This is a genomic window from Microbacterium sp. 67-17, assembly GCF_001898325.1.
Taxonomy (GTDB): domain Bacteria; phylum Actinomycetota; class Actinomycetes; order Actinomycetales; family Microbacteriaceae; genus Microbacterium; species Microbacterium schleiferi.
In genome coordinates this window covers 1-16,317 of the sequence record NZ_MKTR01000013.1, presented here as the reverse complement: position 1 = coordinate 16,317, position 16,317 = coordinate 1, and the positions used below count along the sequence as shown (strand labels likewise).

General features: G+C 66.6%; 20 protein-coding genes and 2 tRNA genes. 9 read left to right on the top strand and 13 right to left on the bottom strand.

From position 1 onward, the window contains the following. Nucleotides 1–2: 2 nt before the first annotated feature. Nucleotides 3–479, bottom strand: coding sequence for a single-stranded DNA-binding protein (gene ssb, locus BGO47_RS05270; RefSeq protein WP_292709250.1), 477 nt, complete (start codon nt 477–479; stop codon nt 3–5). Between the two features lie 160 nt (nt 480–639). Continuing rightward, entirely contained in the window at nt 640–1,164 is a 525-nt protein-coding gene (gene msrA, locus BGO47_RS05265) for a peptide-methionine (S)-S-oxide reductase MsrA (RefSeq protein WP_292709249.1), read from the bottom strand. Nucleotides 1,165–1,287: 123 nt separating this feature from the next. On the opposite strand from msrA, the gene BGO47_RS05260 reads away from it, so the two are divergent. Continuing rightward, a complete protein-coding gene (locus BGO47_RS05260; RefSeq protein ID WP_292709248.1) occupies nt 1,288–1,506 on the top strand; it encodes a hypothetical protein in 219 nt (72 codons plus the stop codon). A 22-nt stretch (nt 1,507–1,528) separates the two neighbouring features. On the opposite strand, the gene BGO47_RS05255 is transcribed toward BGO47_RS05260, so the two are convergent. Next, entirely contained in the window at nt 1,529–2,953 is a 1,425-nt protein-coding gene (locus tag BGO47_RS05255; protein ID WP_292709247.1) for a PLP-dependent aminotransferase family protein, read from the bottom strand. Between the two features lie 59 nt (nt 2,954–3,012). Between BGO47_RS05255 and BGO47_RS05250 the strand changes: the two genes are divergently transcribed. Beyond that, nucleotides 3,013–3,645: a hypothetical protein gene (locus BGO47_RS05250; RefSeq protein WP_292709246.1), complete on the top strand. Its 633-nt coding sequence runs from the start codon at nt 3,013–3,015 to the stop codon at nt 3,643–3,645. A 7-nt stretch (nt 3,646–3,652) separates the two neighbouring features. On the opposite strand, the gene BGO47_RS05245 is transcribed toward BGO47_RS05250, so the two are convergent. Then, a tRNA-His gene (locus tag BGO47_RS05245) sits at nt 3,653–3,728 on the bottom strand. A 36-nt stretch (nt 3,729–3,764) separates the two neighbouring features. Continuing rightward, nucleotides 3,765–4,388 carry an oligoribonuclease gene (orn, locus tag BGO47_RS05240; RefSeq protein ID WP_292709245.1) on the bottom strand — a complete coding sequence of 208 codons (624 nt, stop codon included), beginning with the start codon at nt 4,386–4,388 and terminating at the stop codon, nt 3,765–3,767. A 63-nt stretch (nt 4,389–4,451) separates the two neighbouring features. On the opposite strand from orn, the gene BGO47_RS05235 reads away from it, so the two are divergent. The 4 genes from BGO47_RS05235 (at nt 4,452) to BGO47_RS05220 (ending at nt 5,698) form a co-directional block, all read left to right on the top strand. Then, nucleotides 4,452–4,527 (top strand) — tRNA-Arg (locus BGO47_RS05235). Between the two features lie 27 nt (nt 4,528–4,554). Next, the gene (locus BGO47_RS05230) at nt 4,555–4,905 is read left to right on the top strand and encodes a metallopeptidase family protein (protein WP_292709244.1); all 351 of its coding nucleotides are present in this window, start codon (nt 4,555–4,557) and stop codon (nt 4,903–4,905) included. Beyond that, nucleotides 4,896–5,198: an ATP-dependent Clp protease adapter ClpS gene (gene clpS / locus BGO47_RS05225; RefSeq protein ID WP_292709243.1), complete on the top strand. Its 303-nt coding sequence runs from the start codon at nt 4,896–4,898 to the stop codon at nt 5,196–5,198. Before BGO47_RS05230 ends, clpS begins: the two co-directional genes overlap by 10 nt. A gap of 14 nt (nt 5,199–5,212) precedes the next feature. After that, nucleotides 5,213–5,698: a DUF2017 family protein gene (locus BGO47_RS05220; RefSeq protein ID WP_292709241.1), complete on the top strand. Its 486-nt coding sequence runs from the start codon at nt 5,213–5,215 to the stop codon at nt 5,696–5,698. A 21-nt stretch (nt 5,699–5,719) separates the two neighbouring features. Here the strand turns inward: BGO47_RS05220 and BGO47_RS05215 are convergent, their stop codons facing one another. From BGO47_RS05215 to BGO47_RS05205, 3 genes are read right to left on the bottom strand one after another with little or no spacing between them, the layout of a single operon-like run. Further along, on the bottom strand, nt 5,720–6,310 hold the full coding sequence (locus tag BGO47_RS05215) for a hypothetical protein (protein WP_292709239.1): 591 nt from the start codon (nt 6,308–6,310) through the stop codon (nt 5,720–5,722). After that, complete coding sequence (locus tag BGO47_RS05210; RefSeq protein WP_195691589.1) at nt 6,285–6,605, bottom strand: hypothetical protein; 321 nt, start codon at nt 6,603–6,605, stop codon at nt 6,285–6,287. The genes BGO47_RS05215 and BGO47_RS05210 overlap by 26 nt, the downstream gene beginning before the upstream one ends. A 58-nt stretch (nt 6,606–6,663) precedes the next feature. Next, nucleotides 6,664–7,926 carry a DNA polymerase IV gene (locus BGO47_RS05205; RefSeq protein WP_292709235.1) on the bottom strand — a complete coding sequence of 421 codons (1,263 nt, stop codon included), beginning with the start codon at nt 7,924–7,926 and terminating at the stop codon, nt 6,664–6,666. Nucleotides 7,927–8,051: 125 nt separating this feature from the next. Between BGO47_RS05205 and BGO47_RS05200 the strand changes: the two genes are divergently transcribed. Beyond that, nucleotides 8,052–8,645 carry a DUF2202 domain-containing protein gene (locus tag BGO47_RS05200; RefSeq protein ID WP_292709233.1) on the top strand — a complete coding sequence of 198 codons (594 nt, stop codon included), beginning with the start codon at nt 8,052–8,054 and terminating at the stop codon, nt 8,643–8,645. 47 nt (nt 8,646–8,692) lie between these two features. Here BGO47_RS05200 and gatB read toward each other — a convergent pair whose 3' ends face one another. The 3 genes from gatB to gatC are packed head-to-tail and all read right to left on the bottom strand — an operon-like array spanning nt 8,693 to nt 12,044. After that, nucleotides 8,693–10,225 (bottom strand): Asp-tRNA(Asn)/Glu-tRNA(Gln) amidotransferase subunit GatB, encoded by a 1,533-nt coding sequence (gatB, locus tag BGO47_RS05195; protein ID WP_292709231.1) that lies wholly within the window; start codon nt 10,223–10,225, stop codon nt 8,693–8,695. After that, nucleotides 10,225–11,748, bottom strand: coding sequence for an Asp-tRNA(Asn)/Glu-tRNA(Gln) amidotransferase subunit GatA (gene gatA / locus BGO47_RS05190; RefSeq protein ID WP_292709229.1), 1,524 nt, complete (start codon nt 11,746–11,748; stop codon nt 10,225–10,227). Before gatA ends, gatB begins: the two co-directional genes overlap by 1 nt. Further along, nucleotides 11,745–12,044, bottom strand: coding sequence for an Asp-tRNA(Asn)/Glu-tRNA(Gln) amidotransferase subunit GatC (gene gatC / locus BGO47_RS05185; RefSeq protein ID WP_292709227.1), 300 nt, complete (start codon nt 12,042–12,044; stop codon nt 11,745–11,747). Before gatC ends, gatA begins: the two co-directional genes overlap by 4 nt. Nucleotides 12,045–12,126: 82 nt before the next feature. On the opposite strand from gatC, the gene BGO47_RS05180 reads away from it, so the two are divergent. Then, nucleotides 12,127–13,830, top strand: a complete 1,704-nt coding sequence (locus BGO47_RS05180) for a long-chain-fatty-acid--CoA ligase (RefSeq protein WP_292709225.1) — start codon at nt 12,127–12,129, stop codon at nt 13,828–13,830. A 59-nt stretch (nt 13,831–13,889) separates the two neighbouring features. Here the strand turns inward: BGO47_RS05180 and BGO47_RS05175 are convergent, their stop codons facing one another. Continuing rightward, the gene (locus BGO47_RS05175) at nt 13,890–14,576 is read right to left on the bottom strand and encodes a tyrosine-protein phosphatase (protein ID WP_292709222.1); all 687 of its coding nucleotides are present in this window, start codon (nt 14,574–14,576) and stop codon (nt 13,890–13,892) included. 24 nt (nt 14,577–14,600) lie between these two features. Next, nucleotides 14,601–14,987, bottom strand: a complete 387-nt coding sequence (locus BGO47_RS05170) for a hypothetical protein (RefSeq protein ID WP_292709220.1) — start codon at nt 14,985–14,987, stop codon at nt 14,601–14,603. A gap of 115 nt (nt 14,988–15,102) precedes the next feature. Between BGO47_RS05170 and BGO47_RS05165 the strand changes: the two genes are divergently transcribed. Continuing rightward, nucleotides 15,103–16,260: a DUF222 domain-containing protein gene (locus BGO47_RS05165; RefSeq protein WP_292709219.1), complete on the top strand. Its 1,158-nt coding sequence runs from the start codon at nt 15,103–15,105 to the stop codon at nt 16,258–16,260. The last annotated feature ends 57 nt before the right edge of the window (nt 16,261–16,317 follow it).

Here is a 16,317-nt window from a genome sequence, read left to right as displayed (position 1 = left end):
GCCTAGAACGGGGTCTCGCCACCGACCGGGACAGCCGAGGCGGCGCTGTCGAGGCCCGGCGCAGCCCAGGCATCCTCACCTTCGGTGGCACTCGTCGCCGCCGAGGACGCGGCCGCCTGTGCCGTCCCCTGCTTCGTATAGGTCGTGGTGCCCCACCGCAGATCATGGCCCACGGTGTCGGCGTCGATATCGATGCTGACACCCTTCTTGCCACCGGCTTCCCACGGGCGAAGTCGCAGCCGTCCGGTGACCACCAGCGGCTGCCCCTTCGTGACCGAAGCCGCGATGTGTTCGGCGAGTCCCCGGAAAGCGGAGACGTTGTACCAGTTCGTTCCATCGTCGACCCAGGTGCCGGTCGGGCGATCGAGGCGCCGCTGCGCGCTCCCGAGCCGAAAGTTCACGACCGCGAGACCTCCGGCCGTGATCTTGAACTCCGGGTCTCCCGCGACATTTCCCATAACGGTGATGGTGTCGTGCATTTCTCCCTTTCCCGCCCGGATCGGTTCCGGGCTGCGCTGGTACCCGAGTGCCCGTCGGGTACCAGCGCTGAGATCAGGCTCGCCGATCGGCACGACCCGTGACGCACCGCCATGGTGAGCAGTGCACAGGTGCCGTAGCGGCGTACCTGGGGAGGAGAACTCAGGCCGTGACGTACTCCGAGAAGCGCGCCCGCACCTTGTTCACCTTGGGGACGGCGACCGCCAGGCAGTACCCCTGCGTAGGGTTCTTCGCGAAGAAGTCCTGGTGATACTCCTCCGCGGCGTAGAACTCACCGAGGGGCTCGATCGTCGTGACGATTCCGCCGTCCCACCACTCAGCCGCGCGATCGCGCGCAGCCTCGAAGAGCTCCCGCTGATGATCGTCGGCGGGAAACATCGCGCTGCGGTACTGGGTTCCGATGTCGTTTCCCTGTCGGTTCAGCTGGCGCGGGTCGTGCATCGTGAAGAAAGCATCCAGGATCACGTCGTCGGAGATGACGTCGGGATCGAAGGTGACCGCGACGGCCTCAGCGTGCCCGGTGCGGCCCGTGCAGACCTGCTCATAGGAGGGGTTCTCGACGGTGCCGCCGACATAACCCGAAACGACCGACGAGACTCCGCGAAGAGCACGGTAAGCCGCGTCGAGACACCAGAAGCAGCCGCCTGCGAGAACGAACGTGTGCATGATTTCTCCTTGTTGTGGCGCCGGGTTCGGGGCGCCACTGGGAACAACAGTCTCGCGCGTACCCCTGTTCCCCGCGACATGTCGGTGGTCGGACTTATGTTCGATCATGGAGGGGAGATACGGATGCAGGCAACACACCTACAGCTCATACCGATCGGGATCGACGCTTGGCGTGTGGTCGATCCCGGGCGGGGCCCGATCGGTCACGTACGCGTCGGTCGAGACGCCCAGGGCGAACACTTCTCGGTGAAGCGCTTCCACCCGAGCGACCGGCAGTTCCATGCGCTTGGACAGTTCTGGAACCGGGATGACGCCGTCGAGGCCCTCCTGCTGTCGACCTGACGTCTGTCCCGAGGTCGGCGACTCAGACCGGTGAGCTCCAGAGGTCCCGGACACCGTGCGGAGCATCTCGAAGCACGCCCGGCCAGACGTCCGCAAGAATCTCGACGGCCCGGCGCAGGTCGCCGGGGGGTGCGGTAAACGGAATGCGTAGGTGCCGTTCGTTTCCGCCATCTGGCGCGAACCTCGGACCGGCCGACAGGAGCAGTCCGGCCGTCCTGGCTTGGAGCACCAGCGCCGAACTCAACGGCGCGTTGAGTTCTACCCAGAGGGCGACTCCCCCATCAACCGAGGGCACGCGCCACTCCGGAAGCGACTCCGAAAGTGCTGACACCAGAGCATCCCGTCCCTCGCGCAGGAACTCACCGCGATGGCGGGCGATCTCGGGCAGCCGCGGGATCAGCCCCGTTGCTACAGCCTGCTCGAACTCGGGGGTACCGAGGTCATACGCCGGGCGTTCCTGCACAAGCCGGTCGATGAGGTCGTGATCGGTCCGGATCCATCCGACCCGTAAGCCGCCCCACACTGTCTTGCCGAGCGACCCGACGCGCACCACGAGAGACTCGTCGGTCCCGTGGAAGCCGCGGTCGTGATTCCCGCGATCGATGTCGAGGTCGGCCGTGGTCTCATCGATCACAAGCCGAGTTCCTGAGCCTGCCGCCGCCATCATGATGGTCTCGCGCTCGTGCGCCGACATACTGCGCCCCGTCGGGTTCTGGAAGTCCGGCATGAGATAAGCGAGAGAGGGGCGAGTGCGAGCGAACGATTCCGCAACGCGCTCCAGATCCCAACCGTCTTCGGCTGTCACGGGGATGCCGACGAGCCGTCCGCCGGCGCGACGCAGCGCGTCTGCTGCATGCGGATACGTGGGTGTCTCGATCGCGACGCGGTCGCCGCGGCCGATGAGCACGCTCGCGAGCAGATGGATCGCGCTTTGGGCTCCCGGGGTGATCATGATCTGGCGCGACTCGGTCGGCAGTCCACGAGCGCGGAACTGCTCTGCGATCGCTTCCCTGAGCTCAGCGCGTCCGAGAACGTCGTACCCCGAGCGCGAGGCGAGAGTCGCCGCATCGGCGGCAACCTCGGCCATGTGCCCGGCAAGGCCGGGCCAGGCTGGCGGGCTCGCCTGCTGCAAGTCGATTGTGCCCTCGGTCCCGAGCACCCGCGCGACCTCACGTCGGCCGAGCGGGAGAGTCACGCTTCCCGACCCGCGCAGGCTGCTGATGTGACCGGAGTCACGAAGGCTCTGATAGGCCATCGACACGGTGCTACGGCTGATCCGAAGGGCAGATGCAAGTTCGCGCTCCGCGGGAAGCGCGGTCCTCGGCGCTATGCGGTTGTCCAAGCAGAGCAGCCGGATGCCGTCGGCGAGGGCCTCGTATGCCGGTTCCCGCGTGCGCCATCCACCCAGCGCGAGGGTCAGCGATCGCGCGGACATTCGCGATTCCATGGCCACTCCTTCCCTATTGGACTGGTCACATCAGTCCACTTCTGGTCTTGGATGGTGCCATGCCTCGCCGCATCCTGCAACTTCTCATCGGGCTCCCCCTCTACGGGGTCGGAGCTGCGCTGACGGTGGATGCTGGACTGGGAGTCGACCCCTGGACCGTGCTGGCCGAGGGGCTGTCGATCAGAACCGGCATCGGCGTCGGATGGATGACGAACATCCTCGGCCTGTTGATCCTTCTGCTGTGGATTCCACTGCGCCAACGCCCCGGAATCGGCACTCTCGCCAACATCCTGATTCTCGGAACGGCGATGCAGCTCACGCTGTGGGTTCTGCCGCCAGTATCCGGATTCCTCGCTCAACTCGGGGTGCTCATCTGCGGCATCCTGCTCGTCGCCATAGCCTCCGGTCTCTATATCGGAGCACGCTTCGGACCGGGGCCGCGCGACGGACTCATGACCGGCCTGCACAGCCGGTTCGGAATGCCGATCTGGGCAGCTCGCGCAAGCGTCGAGCTGACCGTGCTGATCATCGGTTGGCTTCTGGGAGGCACGGTAGGTCTTGGCACCGTGCTATTCGCGGCGACCATCGGCCCGCTCGTTCACATCACGCTGCCGCTCCTGGACACCCAGCGAAAGCGGGTGCCCTCACCGAGCGCCTCAGCGCCGGTCACTCCCCTCGCTTCACCGAGGTAGGACCACTTGGGGTGAGTAACGGGACTTGAACCCGCGACCCCCTGGACCACAACCAGGTGCTCTACCAACTGAGCTATACCCACCATGTGCGCACCGGAGTGCGCAACCAAAAGATTCTCTCACACGCCGGGGGCGAACGCCGACACGGCTGCGGCCGCTGCCTGCTTGGCGTCATCGCTGGTCGGACCCGGCTCGGGAACGAAGACGACACTGCGGTAATAGGCAAGCTCACGCAGGGACTCACTGATGTCGGCAAGCGCACGGTGTCCACCATCCTTCGCCGGAGCGTGGATGTAGGCGCGCGGGTACCAGCGCCTGGCCAGTTCCTTGATGCTCGAGACGTCGACATTGCGGTAGTGCAGCCACCGATCGACGCGCGGCATGTACTTCGCGAGGAACATCCTGTCAGTGCCGATCGTGTTGCCCGCCAGCGGCGCCTTGCCCTCCAGGGGAACGAAGCGCTGGATGTACTCGAGAACCTCGAACTCGGCCTCGGCAACGCTGACGCCGTTCGGAATCTCCTCAAGCAGGCCAGACTTCTCGTGCATGGCGGTGACGAAATCGTTCATGTTCGCCAGCGCAGAGGCGTCTGGCTTGATCACGATCTGGAAACCAGGATCCAGCGGACGCAGCTCGAAGTCGGTGACGATGACAGCGATCTCGACGAGTTCGTCAACGGCGAGATCCAGTCCGGTCATCTCACAGTCGATCCATACCAGCCGGTCGTTCTCGCTCGAAGCCATGCCGCCCATCCTAGAGCTGGCGCTCACGGCAACCGCGGCGGCTCCCGGTAATCTGGTGCATGCGCCTCCGTAGCTCAATGGATAGAGCATCGGCCTTCTAATCCGACGGTTACTGGTTCGAGTCCAGTCGGGGGCACCAAGTACGTGGCGGGAGGCGCGGGGCACGATGATCGAGATGGATGCCGACGCGTTCGAGAGCCTGGTGGTGGAGGAACTCGACCGGCTGCCCGATGACATGGTCGACGGACTCGATAACGTCATCTTCGTGGTCGAAGACCGCGGCGAGGATGGCTCCCTCGACCTCCTCGGCTTGTACGACGGGTGGGCGCTCACCGAACGCGACCGATATGGCGTGGGTGAGCTCCCCGACCGGATCATCGTCTATCGTGAAGCGCACCTGACAGCATGCGACGATCTGGACGAGCTTCGCGCTGAGATCCACACGACTCTCGTGCACGAAATCGCGCACTTCTACGGGATTGACGATGACCGACTCCACGAGTTGGGATGGGCTTGATGAATAGCGCGACACTCCCTCGGGCCGATGAGGATGTCGACACACGCCACGCCGCTGACATGCCGTGGCAGACGGTCGTGTGGAATGACCCCGTCAACCTCATGAGCTACGTCACCCACGTCTTTCGCAGCTACTTCGGCTTCAGCGCCGAGCGGGCCGAGTCTCTGATGCTCGCCGTGCACCACGAGGGCCACGCGGTGGTTGCCGAGGGGGCGCGCGAGCAGATGGAGCTTCACGTTCATGCCATGCATGACTACGGGCTTTCGGCGACTGTGCGGAGGGCTTCGGCATGACCCGAGAACTCGTCATGGCCATCACACGAATCGAGGCTCTGCACCTCTCGCAGATGACGGAGCAGTTCCGGGACCTCCTCGACGCCACGGCAGACGCATCAAGCGACGACGCCGTGGCACGTCTCGTTCCCGAGGGGTATCTCGACGACGACGCTGCAGCTCGCGAGTTCCGTCGCCTGACCGAGCGTGAGCTCCTCGATCGCCGCCACGCCGATGCAGAGACGGTTCTCGGCATCCTGCGCCCGACGCTGCCGACCATGCCGGTCGCATCCGATGACCCGGAACTCACGGAAGAGGTTGTCGTGCACGCGAGTGCCGATGACGTGAGCGCGCTGCTGCGCACACTGTCGGCGATTCGGCTCGTGCTGGCGACGCGGCTCGGCATTCAGGCCGATGACGACCACGACGCCGCCGATCCCCGTTTCGGGATCTACGACTGGCTCGGCTACCGCCTCGACAGCCTCATCACAGCGATCGATGCGGACTCCGGCGAATCCTGACGACGCGCGACGCGGGTCAGTTCAGGGCACGACGAAGACCCGCGTTGCGTGTGCGGCCGGATCATCACGCGCGACATGATCATCCTCCTGCCGGGCCCAGCGCTCCCAGTGCGGTCGGTAGGTATCCCCATCGCGCTCGAGGGCACGCTCGCGTCGAGAGTCCGCGGGCGATTCGACCCACACCCTGACCCCCGCAAGCATCGCCGTTTCCGGGGTGAGGATGCCGGATCCTTCGATCACGAGCGCGAGCCCGGGGTCCACACCATGGGACTCCGCATACTCACCCGCACCCCAGTCCCACCGCCGCCAGCGCCCCTGCTGCCCGGCCGCGTGCGGGATCAGAACGTTGCGCGTGACATCCTCGACGGCGGCATCCAGGCCGTCCCATCCCGGGTACGTCGAATCCAGAGCAAGCAACTGCGGCGAGGCATCCAACGGCCAACGTTCGAGAAGGAGTCGGGTGAGGCTCGTCTTGCCAGCTCCGCTGCGCCCATCGATCAGGATGACAGGTGCTGGCACCCCCAGCGCCTGAATGTCGTTGCGCAGAGCGTGTGTGGCGTCGGTGAGAACCTGACCGACGGGGTCGTTACTTCTTGAGGGCGCGGATGACACGAATGAGGACGTGCCCGGCAACCCACACGAACGGGATGCCGACGGCGAGCAGAGAGATCAGGTTGGGTTCGAAGCGCAGGTCATCTCCGCGGCGAATATACGCGCCGATCGGGATCGCCGTACCCCCGGCACCGCCACCACCGTTGCCGCCCTCATCCGAACCTCCGCCGAAGCCAGAGGAGGCGAGGGCGACCGGGATGATCTTGATGCCGTCGACGTCCTGCTGTTCTCCGTAGATGCCGGAGACGCCGAAGGATGCTGCCTGCTTGCCGAGTTCGAGCGCGATGTTGGGCATGGCCCCACGCTACCTCCCCGAGACCGTCGAAGACAGGCCGACGGCGATCCGATCCTCGTCAGCGCGGATCGTCGCGGGGCAGGAGAGGGTTGGAGGGAAGCGTCCCGCCGCCGCGCTCGCTGATGAGCGTCGCGCGGGTGATCGCACCTCGACCGAACCGCGCAGCGGCAGTATCGAGCGCGGATTCGACACGGCGCCACTCTCCGTCGTCGTCCCAGAGTGCCGGCGCTGACTCGGAGAGGGTGCGCAGCTTCTCGGCGCGGACGCCCACGAGCCGGATGGGCAGGCGCCTGTCGATCGCGTCGAACAGCTCAAGCGCGACCTCCCCGAGTCGCTGACCGACCGAACTCGGCTCTGCGAGGGTGCGAGAGCGGGAGACGGTGCTGAAGTCGGCGAACCGCACCTTGATCGCCACGGCTCCGGCCTCCCACGACGCTGCGCGCAGGCGCGCCGCGACACGGTCGGCCAGGCGACGCAGCTCCGAGCGCAGCACAGCGGGGTCGCTGATATCAGTGTGAAATGTCTCTTCGTGCCCGACACTCTTCTCGACGCGGGTCGTGGACACCTCCCGCGCATCCCTGCCCCGTGCGAGGTTCCACACGCGCTCCCCCATCGCCGCGCCCAGCGCACGCTCGAGAACTGCCTGCGGCGTCTCCAGGACGTCGGAGACGGTATGGATGCCGCGAGATTCCAGCGCCTCGGCGGCCTTCGGCCCTACGCCCCACAGCGCGCGAACCGATCGCGGTGCGAGGAATGCCGCGGTGTCTGCTTCGGCGACGATCAGGAGGCCATCGGGCTTGCTCAGGGTGGATGCCATCTTCGCGACGTGCTTGGTCGCTGCCGCGCCGACGCTGCAGGTGAGGCCGGTCTCGTCGCGCACGCGAGCACGAAGCATCCGCGCGATCGTTCCGGGAGATCCCCACAGGCGCCGCGCTCCCCGCACGTCAAGAAACGCTTCATCGATCGACAGCGGTTCGACCAGTGGCGTGATGTCGTGGAAGACGCGCATGACCTCGCGCGAGAGCGCGACGTAGCGGTCGAAGTGGGGTGGCACGACGATCGCCTGGGGACACAGGCGCAGTGCCTGCCCCACCGGCATGGCGGCTCGAACGCCGAACGCACGGGCCTCGTACGAAGCACTGGACACCACCGAGCGGCTCTCGGGCGCACCGATGATGATGGGCTTTCCCGCGAGGGTCGGGTCGTCGAGCACCTCGACAGCCGCGTAGAACGCATCCATGTCGACGTGCAGGATGTCGGCGCCGGTGTCATCCGCATCGTCGGGCGACACGAGGCGATTTCTGCCGTCCCCTCGTCCCATGCATCCATTCTCGTCCGCACCACCGACAGTGCCCTCACAGCAGGCCCACAGGCGCTGGATAGTCACCTACGATTCTTCCCCAATACCCTGGGGGGTATAAGAATCTGACATCGAAGGAGCACGTCATGATCAATTCAGCCCGTCATGTCCTTCCCCTGGCAGTGGTGGCAGCTGCGGCTCTGGGGATCACAGGGTGCACGGTCGCATCCGCGCCGACCGCCGAAGCCGAGGCATCCGCTGCCCCGACCACCGCGAGCCCTCTGGCGCCCACGGCGTCACCCCTCCCGGCGGAGGTCGCCACGAGCGACCTGGGGGCGCAGTTGCGGTACCTCATCGAAGAGGAGAAGCTCGCTCACGACGTGTACACCGTGCTCGGTGACCTGTGGGGCGGGAACGTCTTCGTCAACATCGCCGCATCCGAGACGACACACCAGGACGCTGTTGCCGCCCTGCTCGCCGAGCACGCGATCGTTGATCCGCGCGCAGATGAGGTCGGCGTGTTCAGCGACCCCGACCTCCAGGCACTCTACGACCAGCTCGTGGCCGACGGCAGCCAGTCCAGGGCGGCCGCCATCGATGTCGGAGTCCTCATCGAGCAAACCGACATCGCCGATCTGACGCGCGCCCTGGACGGCGCTGACGACGATGTCGCCGTGGTCCTGGAACGCCTGCTTGCCGGCTCCCAGAATCACCTCGCTGCGTTCGAGCGGCAAGCGTGAAGACGTGCAGCCCCGCGCGGGCTGCACCAGCTCGAGCCGAGCGAGCGTCAGGACTGGTTCGCGCGCTCCAGGATCAGCTCGCGCACGCGCGCAGCATCAGCCTGGCCCTTCATCGCCTTCATCACCGCGCCGATGATGGCACCGGCAGCCTGAACCTTGCCATCGCGGATCTTCTCGAGCACATCGGGCTGCGACGCGAGCGCCTCGTCGATCGCTGCGATGAGCGCCCCGTCATCTGACACGACCGCCAGGCCGCGCGCGTCGACGACCTCCTGGGGAGTCCCCTCCCCGGCGATGACGCCCTCGAGAACCTGCCGGGCCAGCTTGTCGGTGAGTGTTCCCGCATCGACGAGGCCCTGCAGTGCGGCGACGTCAGCGGGCGAGACCAGGTCGCTCGCTTCGCGGTCCTGAGCGTTCGCTACCCGGGCGATCTCGCCGGTCCACCACTTGCGGGCTGCTGCCGGCGACGCACCCGCGGCGATCGTGGCCTCGACCTCGGCGAGGATGCCACCATTGGCGACATCCTGGAACTCGAGGTCGGTAAAGCCCCACTCCGTCTTGAGTCGACGACGACGCGCAGCCGGCGCCTCGGGGAGCGCCGCACGAAGCTCCTCGATCAGCTCGATCGACGGCTCGACGGGGAGCAGGTCGGGCTCGGGGAAGTATCGGTAATCGTCGGCGTCCGATTTCGGGCGACCGGGCGACGTCGTGCCGGTGTCTTCGTGCCAGTGCCGGGTCTCTTGCGTAATCGTCCCGCCGGCTGCCAGGATCGCGGCCTGGCGCTGGATCTCGTGGCGCACCGCCCGTTCGACCGAGCGCATCGAGTTGACGTTCTTCGTCTCGGTGCGCGTGCCCAGCGGCGCCGGCGGCTCACCGGCCGCAACACGCGGGCGCAGCGACACGTTCGCGTCACAGCGGAGGTTTCCGCGCTCCAGACGCGCTTCCGAGATGCCGAGCGAGAGCACGATGTCGCGGATCGTTCGCACGTACGCCTTGGCGATCTCGGGCGCGCGGTGCTCGGCGCCGAAGATCGGCTTGGTCACGATTTCGACCAGCGGAACGCCCGCGCGGTTGTAGTCGACGAGCGAGTACTCGGCACCCTGGATGCGACCGGTCGAGCCGCCCATGTGGGTGAGCTTTCCGGCATCCTCTTCCATGTGGGCCCGCTCGATCGGAACCTCGACGATCGTGCCGTCTTCGAGTTCGACCTCGACCGCGCCCTCGAACGCGATCGGCTCGTCGTACTGCGAGATCTGATAGTTCTTGCCGAGGTCGGGATAGAAGTAGTTCTTGCGCGCGAACCGGCTCGATGGCGCGATCGAGCAGCCGAGCGCGAGGCCCAAGCTGATCGAGGAGCGCACGGCTGTCTGGTTCACCACCGGCAACGCCCCCGGAAGCCCCATGTCGACCGGAGCGACGAGGGTGTTGGGTGCAGCGTCGTGGTTTGCCGCGTGGGCGGGGTTGCCGGCAGCCGAGAACATCTTGGTCTCGGTGTTGAGCTCGACGTGAACCTCGAATCCGAGCACGGGCTCGAACATCTCGAGCGCCTTGTCGAAGTCCATGAGCTTTGCGGTAGCCATCAGGCACGACCTCCCGTCGCGGCGCCCAGCACCGGGGCGCGATCAAGCAGCGGACCACCCCATTCGTCGACAAGCAGAGCTTCCAGCGCCGCGCCGACACGGTAGAGCCGGGCATCTTGCCTCGCCGGGGCAAGGAACTGGATGCCGACCGGCAGTCCATCGTCGACCGACAGGCCCGAGGGAAGCGAGATGCCGGGGACGCCTGCGAGGTTCGCGGGAATCGTCGCGACGTCGTTGAGGTACATCTGCAGCGGGTCGTCGATCTTCTCACCCAAACGGAACGCTGTTGTCGGGGCGGTGGGAGTGGCAATGACGTCGACCTGCGCGAATGCCTGGTCGAAGTCCTGCTGAATGAGCGTACGAACCTTCTGCGCGGACCCGTAGTACGCGTCGTAGTACCCGGCGCTCAGCGCGTAGGTTCCCAGGATGATGCGGCGCTTGACCTCGTCGCCGAAGCCGGCATCTCGGGTCGCGGCCATGACATCCTCGACCGTTCCCCCGGGTACGTCGACGCGGAGTCCGAAACGAACCGAGTCGAACTTCGCGAGGTTGCTCGATGCCTCGGCAGGCAAGATCAGGTAGTAGGCCGCGACGCCATACTCGAAGTGCGGGGCGCTGATCTCCACGATCTCGGCACCCTGAGCCTCCATCCGGGCAAGCGCCGCGCGGAACGACTCGGATACGCCGCTCTGGAAGCCACTGTCGGGAAGCTCCCGGATGACGCCGACACGCAGACCCTTCAGAACATCGCCACGGGCACCCTCGCGCGCGGCATCCGCAAACGACGGCCAGTCCTCGGCAAGCGAGGTCGAATCATGAGGGTCGTGACCGCCGATCACGTCGTGCAGCAGGGCCGCGTCGAGCACCGTACGCGTGACCGGTCCGACCTGATCGAGGCTCGAGGCCAGAGCGATCGCCCCGTACCGGCTGACGGCACCGTACGTGGGCTTGAGCCCCACCGTGCCGGTGACGTGAGCGGGCTGGCGGATCGAGCCGCCCGTGTCGGAGCCGAGCGCGAGCGGCGCCTCGAACGCTGCGACCGCCGCCGCAGAACCGCCGCCGGACCCGCCGGGGATCCGATCGAGGTCCCACGGGTTGTGCGTGGGACCGTAAGCCGAGTGCTCGGTTGACGACCCCATCGCGAACTCGTCCATGTTGGTCTTGCCCAGCGGCACGAGGCCGGCGGCGCGCGAGCGGGCGACGACCGTCGCGTCGTAGGGCGACATGAACCCCTCGAGGATGCGGGATCCGCTCGTCGAGGGCATGTCGGTCGTGACCAACACGTCCTTGATGGCGAGAGGGACTCCCGCCAGCTCGTGCAGGTCGTCGCCTGCCGCACGCCGCGCGTCGATGCCGGCAGCAACCTCAAGCGCGTGGTCGCTGACGTGCAAGAAGGCGTGGATGTCGGCATCCACCGCTGCGATCCGATCGAGGTGCGCTCGCGTGGCTTCGACACTCGAGATCTCGCCGGACACCAGCGAGGCAGCCAGCTCGGCTGCGGTCAGGCGCGTGAGGTCTGTCACTGCTCTTCTCCCAGGATCGCGGTCACGCGGAAGCGGCCGTCTGCCGCATCCGGAGCGTTCTGCAGCACCTGCTCGGGCGTGAGCATGTCGCCGGGAACGTCGGCGCGGAACACGTTGCGCAGGGCGATCGGATGACTCGTCGCGGGCACATCGGGAGTGGCGACCTGAGACACCTTGGCGATGTTGTCGACGATCGCGTCGAGCTGACCGGTGAGGCGCTCGACCTCGTCGTCACTCAGGCGGATCCGGGCGAGCACACCGAGATGGCGCACGAGATCGGGGGTGATTTCAGACACCGAACCATTCTAGGTCGGGCCGATGACGCGGCCCCACCGAGCCCTCTCCCGGACGACGGGCCACGCCTCTAGGCTGGGTGCCGTGACCTCTTACGACCCGCCCCGCCCGTGGATCGCCAGCTACGCGGAGGGGGTCCCCGAGGACCTCGAGCCGGTCAGCGGGTCGCTGATCGACATCGTCGCCGCATCCGTCCGGGACTATCCCGACGCACCTGCGCTGCAATTCTTCGGACGCACGACGAGCTACCGGTCGCTCGACGAGCAGATCCAGCGCGCGGCTGCCGCATTGCACGCACACGGCGTGCGAGCAGGCGACCCTGTCGCCATCGTGCTGCCGAACTGTCCGCAGCACATCGTCGCCTTCTACGCCATCCTGCGACTGGGTGCCGTGGTGGTCGAGCACAACCCGCTCTACACGCCCAGGGAACTGCGCAAGCAGTTCGAAGATCACGGCGCCAAGCACGCGATCGTGTGGAGCAAGGTCGTGCGCACGGTCCAGGACTTCCCGCGCGACCTGCGCGTCAACACGCTCATCTCCGTGGACATCACGAAGGCGATGCCGTGGACGATGCAGCTGGCACTGAGGCTCCCGGTTGCGAAAGCACGCGAAGCGCGCACGGCGCTCACCGAACGAGTCAGTGGGGCCGTCAGCTGGGACGAGGTCACCGGTCACGAGCCCCTGCCTGCCACTCACCCGTCACCCTCGACCGACGATCTCGCCCTCATCCAGTACACGAGCGGCACCACGGGCAGCCCCAAGGGCGCGTCGCTGACACACCGCAACCTGCTGTCGAACGCGGCACAGGCGCGAGCGTGGGTCCCCACGATCCATCGCGGTGAAGGATGCGTGGTCTACGCGGTCCTGCCGATGTTCCACGCCTACGGGCTGACCCTGTGCCTCACATTCGCGATGTCGATGGGTGCACGCCTGGTGCTGTTCCCCCGATTCGATCCCGACATGGTGCTCGAGGTCACGAAGAAGCATCCTGCGACTTTCTTGCCGCTCGTTCCCCCGATCGCGGATCGGCTCTTGAAGGAGTCCCAGCGCACGGGGATCTCGCTTGCAGGCACCGGCGTCGCGATCTCGGGAGCGATGGCACTCCCCCACGAGCTCGTCGTGCCGTTCGAGGCCGAGACCGGCGGATACCTCGTCGAGGGGTACGGACTGAGCGAGTGCTCCCCCGTGCTGATGGCCAATCCGGTTGCCGACAATCGCGTCCCCGGAACCGTGGGGCTGCCCCTCCCGGGCACCGAGTGCCGGGTCGTCGACCCTGACAATCCGACCGTGGATGTCGCGCCGGGCGAGCGCGGCGAGCTCATCGTGCGCGGTCCCCAGGTGTTCTCGGGCTACTACGGCCGACCCGAAGAGACCGAAGAAGTTTTCGTGGACGGCTGGTTCCGCACCGGCGACATCGTCACGATCGACGAAGCGGGATTTGTGCGGATTGTCGATCGCATCAAGGAACTCATCATCACCGGGGGCTTCAACGTCGCCCCGACCGAAGTCGAGGCAGTGCTACGACAGCATCCGGCGGTCGCCGATGTCGCTGTCGTCGGGCTGCCCTCGGATCGCTCCGGCGAAGAGGTCGTCGCAGCGATCGTGCTCGATCCGGGCGTCGACGAGATCGACGAGACGGCGATCCGCGACTTCGCGCGCAGCATCCTCACCCCCTACAAAGTTCCGCGGCGGATCTTCGTCGTCGACGAGCTGCCGAAGTCGTTGATCGGCAAGGTGCTGCGCCGACAGGTCCGCACCAAGCTCCTGGAGCTCTCGGGCGAGGAGTAAGGAATCGGGCCGGCGGCGCTACTCCAGTGAGTGCTGGGGTTCGAGTGCGCCACGCCAAGTCAGGATCGAACGACGCGTCGGCTCATCGAGACCTGCCAGATCGAACCACCGATGCACGTCGAGGTCGTCGAACATCTCGGCAAAAGCGGTCTCGGGAGTATGACCCCACCGTCGCGCTGCGTCCCTCCGGAGCTCAGCGTGAAAGGTGCGCCCGTGCAGAGTCTCGAGCGCAGGGACGTTGCGAACGACTGGAGATAGTCAGCGGTCGCTTCATCGACGCCTACATCTGCCGCGCGCAGGAGGAGCGCGGTGACGAGCCCCGTCCGATCCCATCCGGCGGCGCAATGGAAGAGCACTCCGCCGGGCTGCGCATCCGCAAGCGGACGAACCACGCTCGCCATCCGATGAGGCAGCGACTCGAGGTGCTGGTTGTAATACAGCGGCGTCGCCCACCGCCCGTCCGCCTCGATAACCTCCCAGAACTCACGCTCGTCACCATCGAGGTCCACATGGACGTGCGCGATATCGGTCGGCACGGCCCCTGATCTCTCGTCAGGACGACGCAGGTCGATCACCGTAGCGACGCCATACTCCCGGAGCCGATCCCATCCGGCAGGGCCGATACGGTCAAGCTTCTCTGAGCGGAAGAACACTCCGGTCGGCGTCAGCGATCTATCACGTCGGGCTATCCCTCCGAGATCGCGCGCGTTCGCCAAGCCATCGATGTCGAGCGCGCGTTGGGTCATTCGGCAATTCTGCCTGGCACGGGGTCAGGATTGGTCGTCGAACGCACGCACCAGGTACTTCGGCGCCTGAACGCGCCACGCCTCGACGACGAGCTCAGCAAGGTGCTCGGCACCGATCTCGGCCAGCCGGAACGCGACCTTCGGCTCTCCCCAACGTGTTGTCTGCGATAGGAAGACGCGCGGATACATCTGGCGAAGAGCCTGCGCGTCGATAGCATCCCCGACCTTGACACCTATTACCTGCTCGGTAGCGATCACCGTGCGTATCGGCTCGGGAATACTCGGCCACGGACGGCACTCCCACACGAACGGCTTCGACCGCACGAACCACGACGTTCCACCGATTGTCGTGCGCTCTTCGCCGCCGGGCAGTCGCGCCGCGACCGCCCGCACGTCGTCTATCGTCGCCACGGCACAAGCCTAGGAGCCGCCTCCGACGCACAGCGTTCGGGATAGCCCGTCGAGGCCAGCCCGCGCCGATGTCGGAGCCCCCTTCTAGAGTTGGTATCAAGAGGAAATCGCACACGTGCCCACTTCGTGCGAGGCGGATGCCGCAGCCGCGGTCCGATCGGAGATGGTTATGGGGCACGACGCGAACACCACGGGTGTCGGCTGGCGTGCTCTGGACGCTCTGGTCACCGAGTTGGAGGGGGCGCACCGGGCTGTTGCGGAGGCGCAGGCTCGTGAGGCCAGGCTGTTCGCCGCAGCGTTGGATCTTGCCCTTGAACGCGCTGCGGAACAACACGCCACCGGACTCCGCCGCCGCAGCCACGCCGATCTGCCGTTGCGGGAGGTTGCCGCTGAGATCGGCGCGGCGTTGCGGCTGAGCGACCGGGCCGTGCAACGCCGCATGGGCGAGGCATCCACGACGGTCACCGACTACCCGGGCGTGCTCGCATCCTGGGAACATGGAACGATCGACGCAGCCCATGTCGCGGCGATCCTCGACGCCGGCACCGGCATCACCCCTGATCTCCGCGCCAGGTACGAGGCCCGCGTGCTCGCAGCCGCAGAAACCGAAACGGCCGGACGCTTGAAGAGTATCGCCCGGATCATCGCCGCCCGCATCGACCCCGAATCTGCCGCCCGGCGCCAGCGTGCCGCGAAAGCAGACCGGAACATCCGCGTCATCGACCTGCCCGACGACATGGCGCGCCTGATCGCGGACCTGCCCGCGACCCTGATCTACGCCATCCACGACCGCCTCACCCGCATGGCCCAGGACGTCCCGGATACTCCCGATACTGCCGCGCCCGACCCCTTCCCGGTCGAAGGGTCGGAGCCGGATGCTGAGACCGAACCGAGGGTTGATGAGCAGCGCGCGAGGCGTGCACCCCATCGGGGCGAGGTTCCTCCCCGCGATGAGCCGTACGGCGAGATCGTGGTGCGTGTGGTGACCGGCCCGTCGGGAGACGCCGGTGGTGACGACCATCACGATATCGCCACCGTGGGGCGCCCCGTGGACACGAGGACGATGGATCAAAAACGCGCCGATCTGCTGGCCGACATGCTGCTGGCCGGGGCCCCGGTGGCGCACGGGGCGGGGCTGGACGCCATCCGCGGCGAAGTGGCCATCACCGTTCCGGTCCTGACCCTTGCTGGGGTCGGGAATCAGCCGGCGCTCCGGGCTTGTCAAGTCTTCTGTGTAAGCGGGTTGGTGTTGGTGGTTAGAGGTAGGGGGTGATGCGGTCGGGGTAGGCGAGTGCGAGTTGTTCGAGGGCTTGTTTCCAGTTCGTGGTCA

Coding starts and splice junctions, on each gene's coding strand:
- ssb (WP_292709250.1), bottom strand. CDS start 479: ATGCACGACACCATCACCGTTATGGGAAATGTCGCGGGAGACCCGGAG.
- msrA (WP_292709249.1), bottom strand. CDS start 1,164: ATGCACACGTTCGTTCTCGCAGGCGGCTGCTTCTGGTGTCTCGACGCG.
- BGO47_RS05260 (WP_292709248.1), top strand. CDS start 1,288: ATGCAGGCAACACACCTACAGCTCATACCGATCGGGATCGACGCTTGG.
- BGO47_RS05255 (WP_292709247.1), bottom strand. CDS start 2,953: ATGGAATCGCGAATGTCCGCGCGATCGCTGACCCTCGCGCTGGGTGGA.
- BGO47_RS05250 (WP_292709246.1), top strand. CDS start 3,013: ATGCCTCGCCGCATCCTGCAACTTCTCATCGGGCTCCCCCTCTACGGG.
- orn (WP_292709245.1), bottom strand. CDS start 4,388: ATGGCTTCGAGCGAGAACGACCGGCTGGTATGGATCGACTGTGAGATG.
- BGO47_RS05230 (WP_292709244.1), top strand. CDS start 4,555: ATGATCGAGATGGATGCCGACGCGTTCGAGAGCCTGGTGGTGGAGGAA.
- clpS (WP_292709243.1), top strand. CDS start 4,896: ATGGGCTTGATGAATAGCGCGACACTCCCTCGGGCCGATGAGGATGTC.
- BGO47_RS05220 (WP_292709241.1), top strand. CDS start 5,213: ATGGCCATCACACGAATCGAGGCTCTGCACCTCTCGCAGATGACGGAG.
- BGO47_RS05210 (WP_195691589.1), bottom strand. CDS start 6,605: ATGCCCAACATCGCGCTCGAACTCGGCAAGCAGGCAGCATCCTTCGGC.
- BGO47_RS05205 (WP_292709235.1), bottom strand. CDS start 7,926: ATGGGACGAGGGGACGGCAGAAATCGCCTCGTGTCGCCCGACGATGCG.
- BGO47_RS05200 (WP_292709233.1), top strand. CDS start 8,052: ATGATCAATTCAGCCCGTCATGTCCTTCCCCTGGCAGTGGTGGCAGCT.
- gatB (WP_292709231.1), bottom strand. CDS start 10,225: ATGGCTACCGCAAAGCTCATGGACTTCGACAAGGCGCTCGAGATGTTC.
- BGO47_RS05175 (WP_292709222.1), bottom strand. CDS start 14,576: ATGACCCAACGCGCGCTCGACATCGATGGCTTGGCGAACGCGCGCGAT.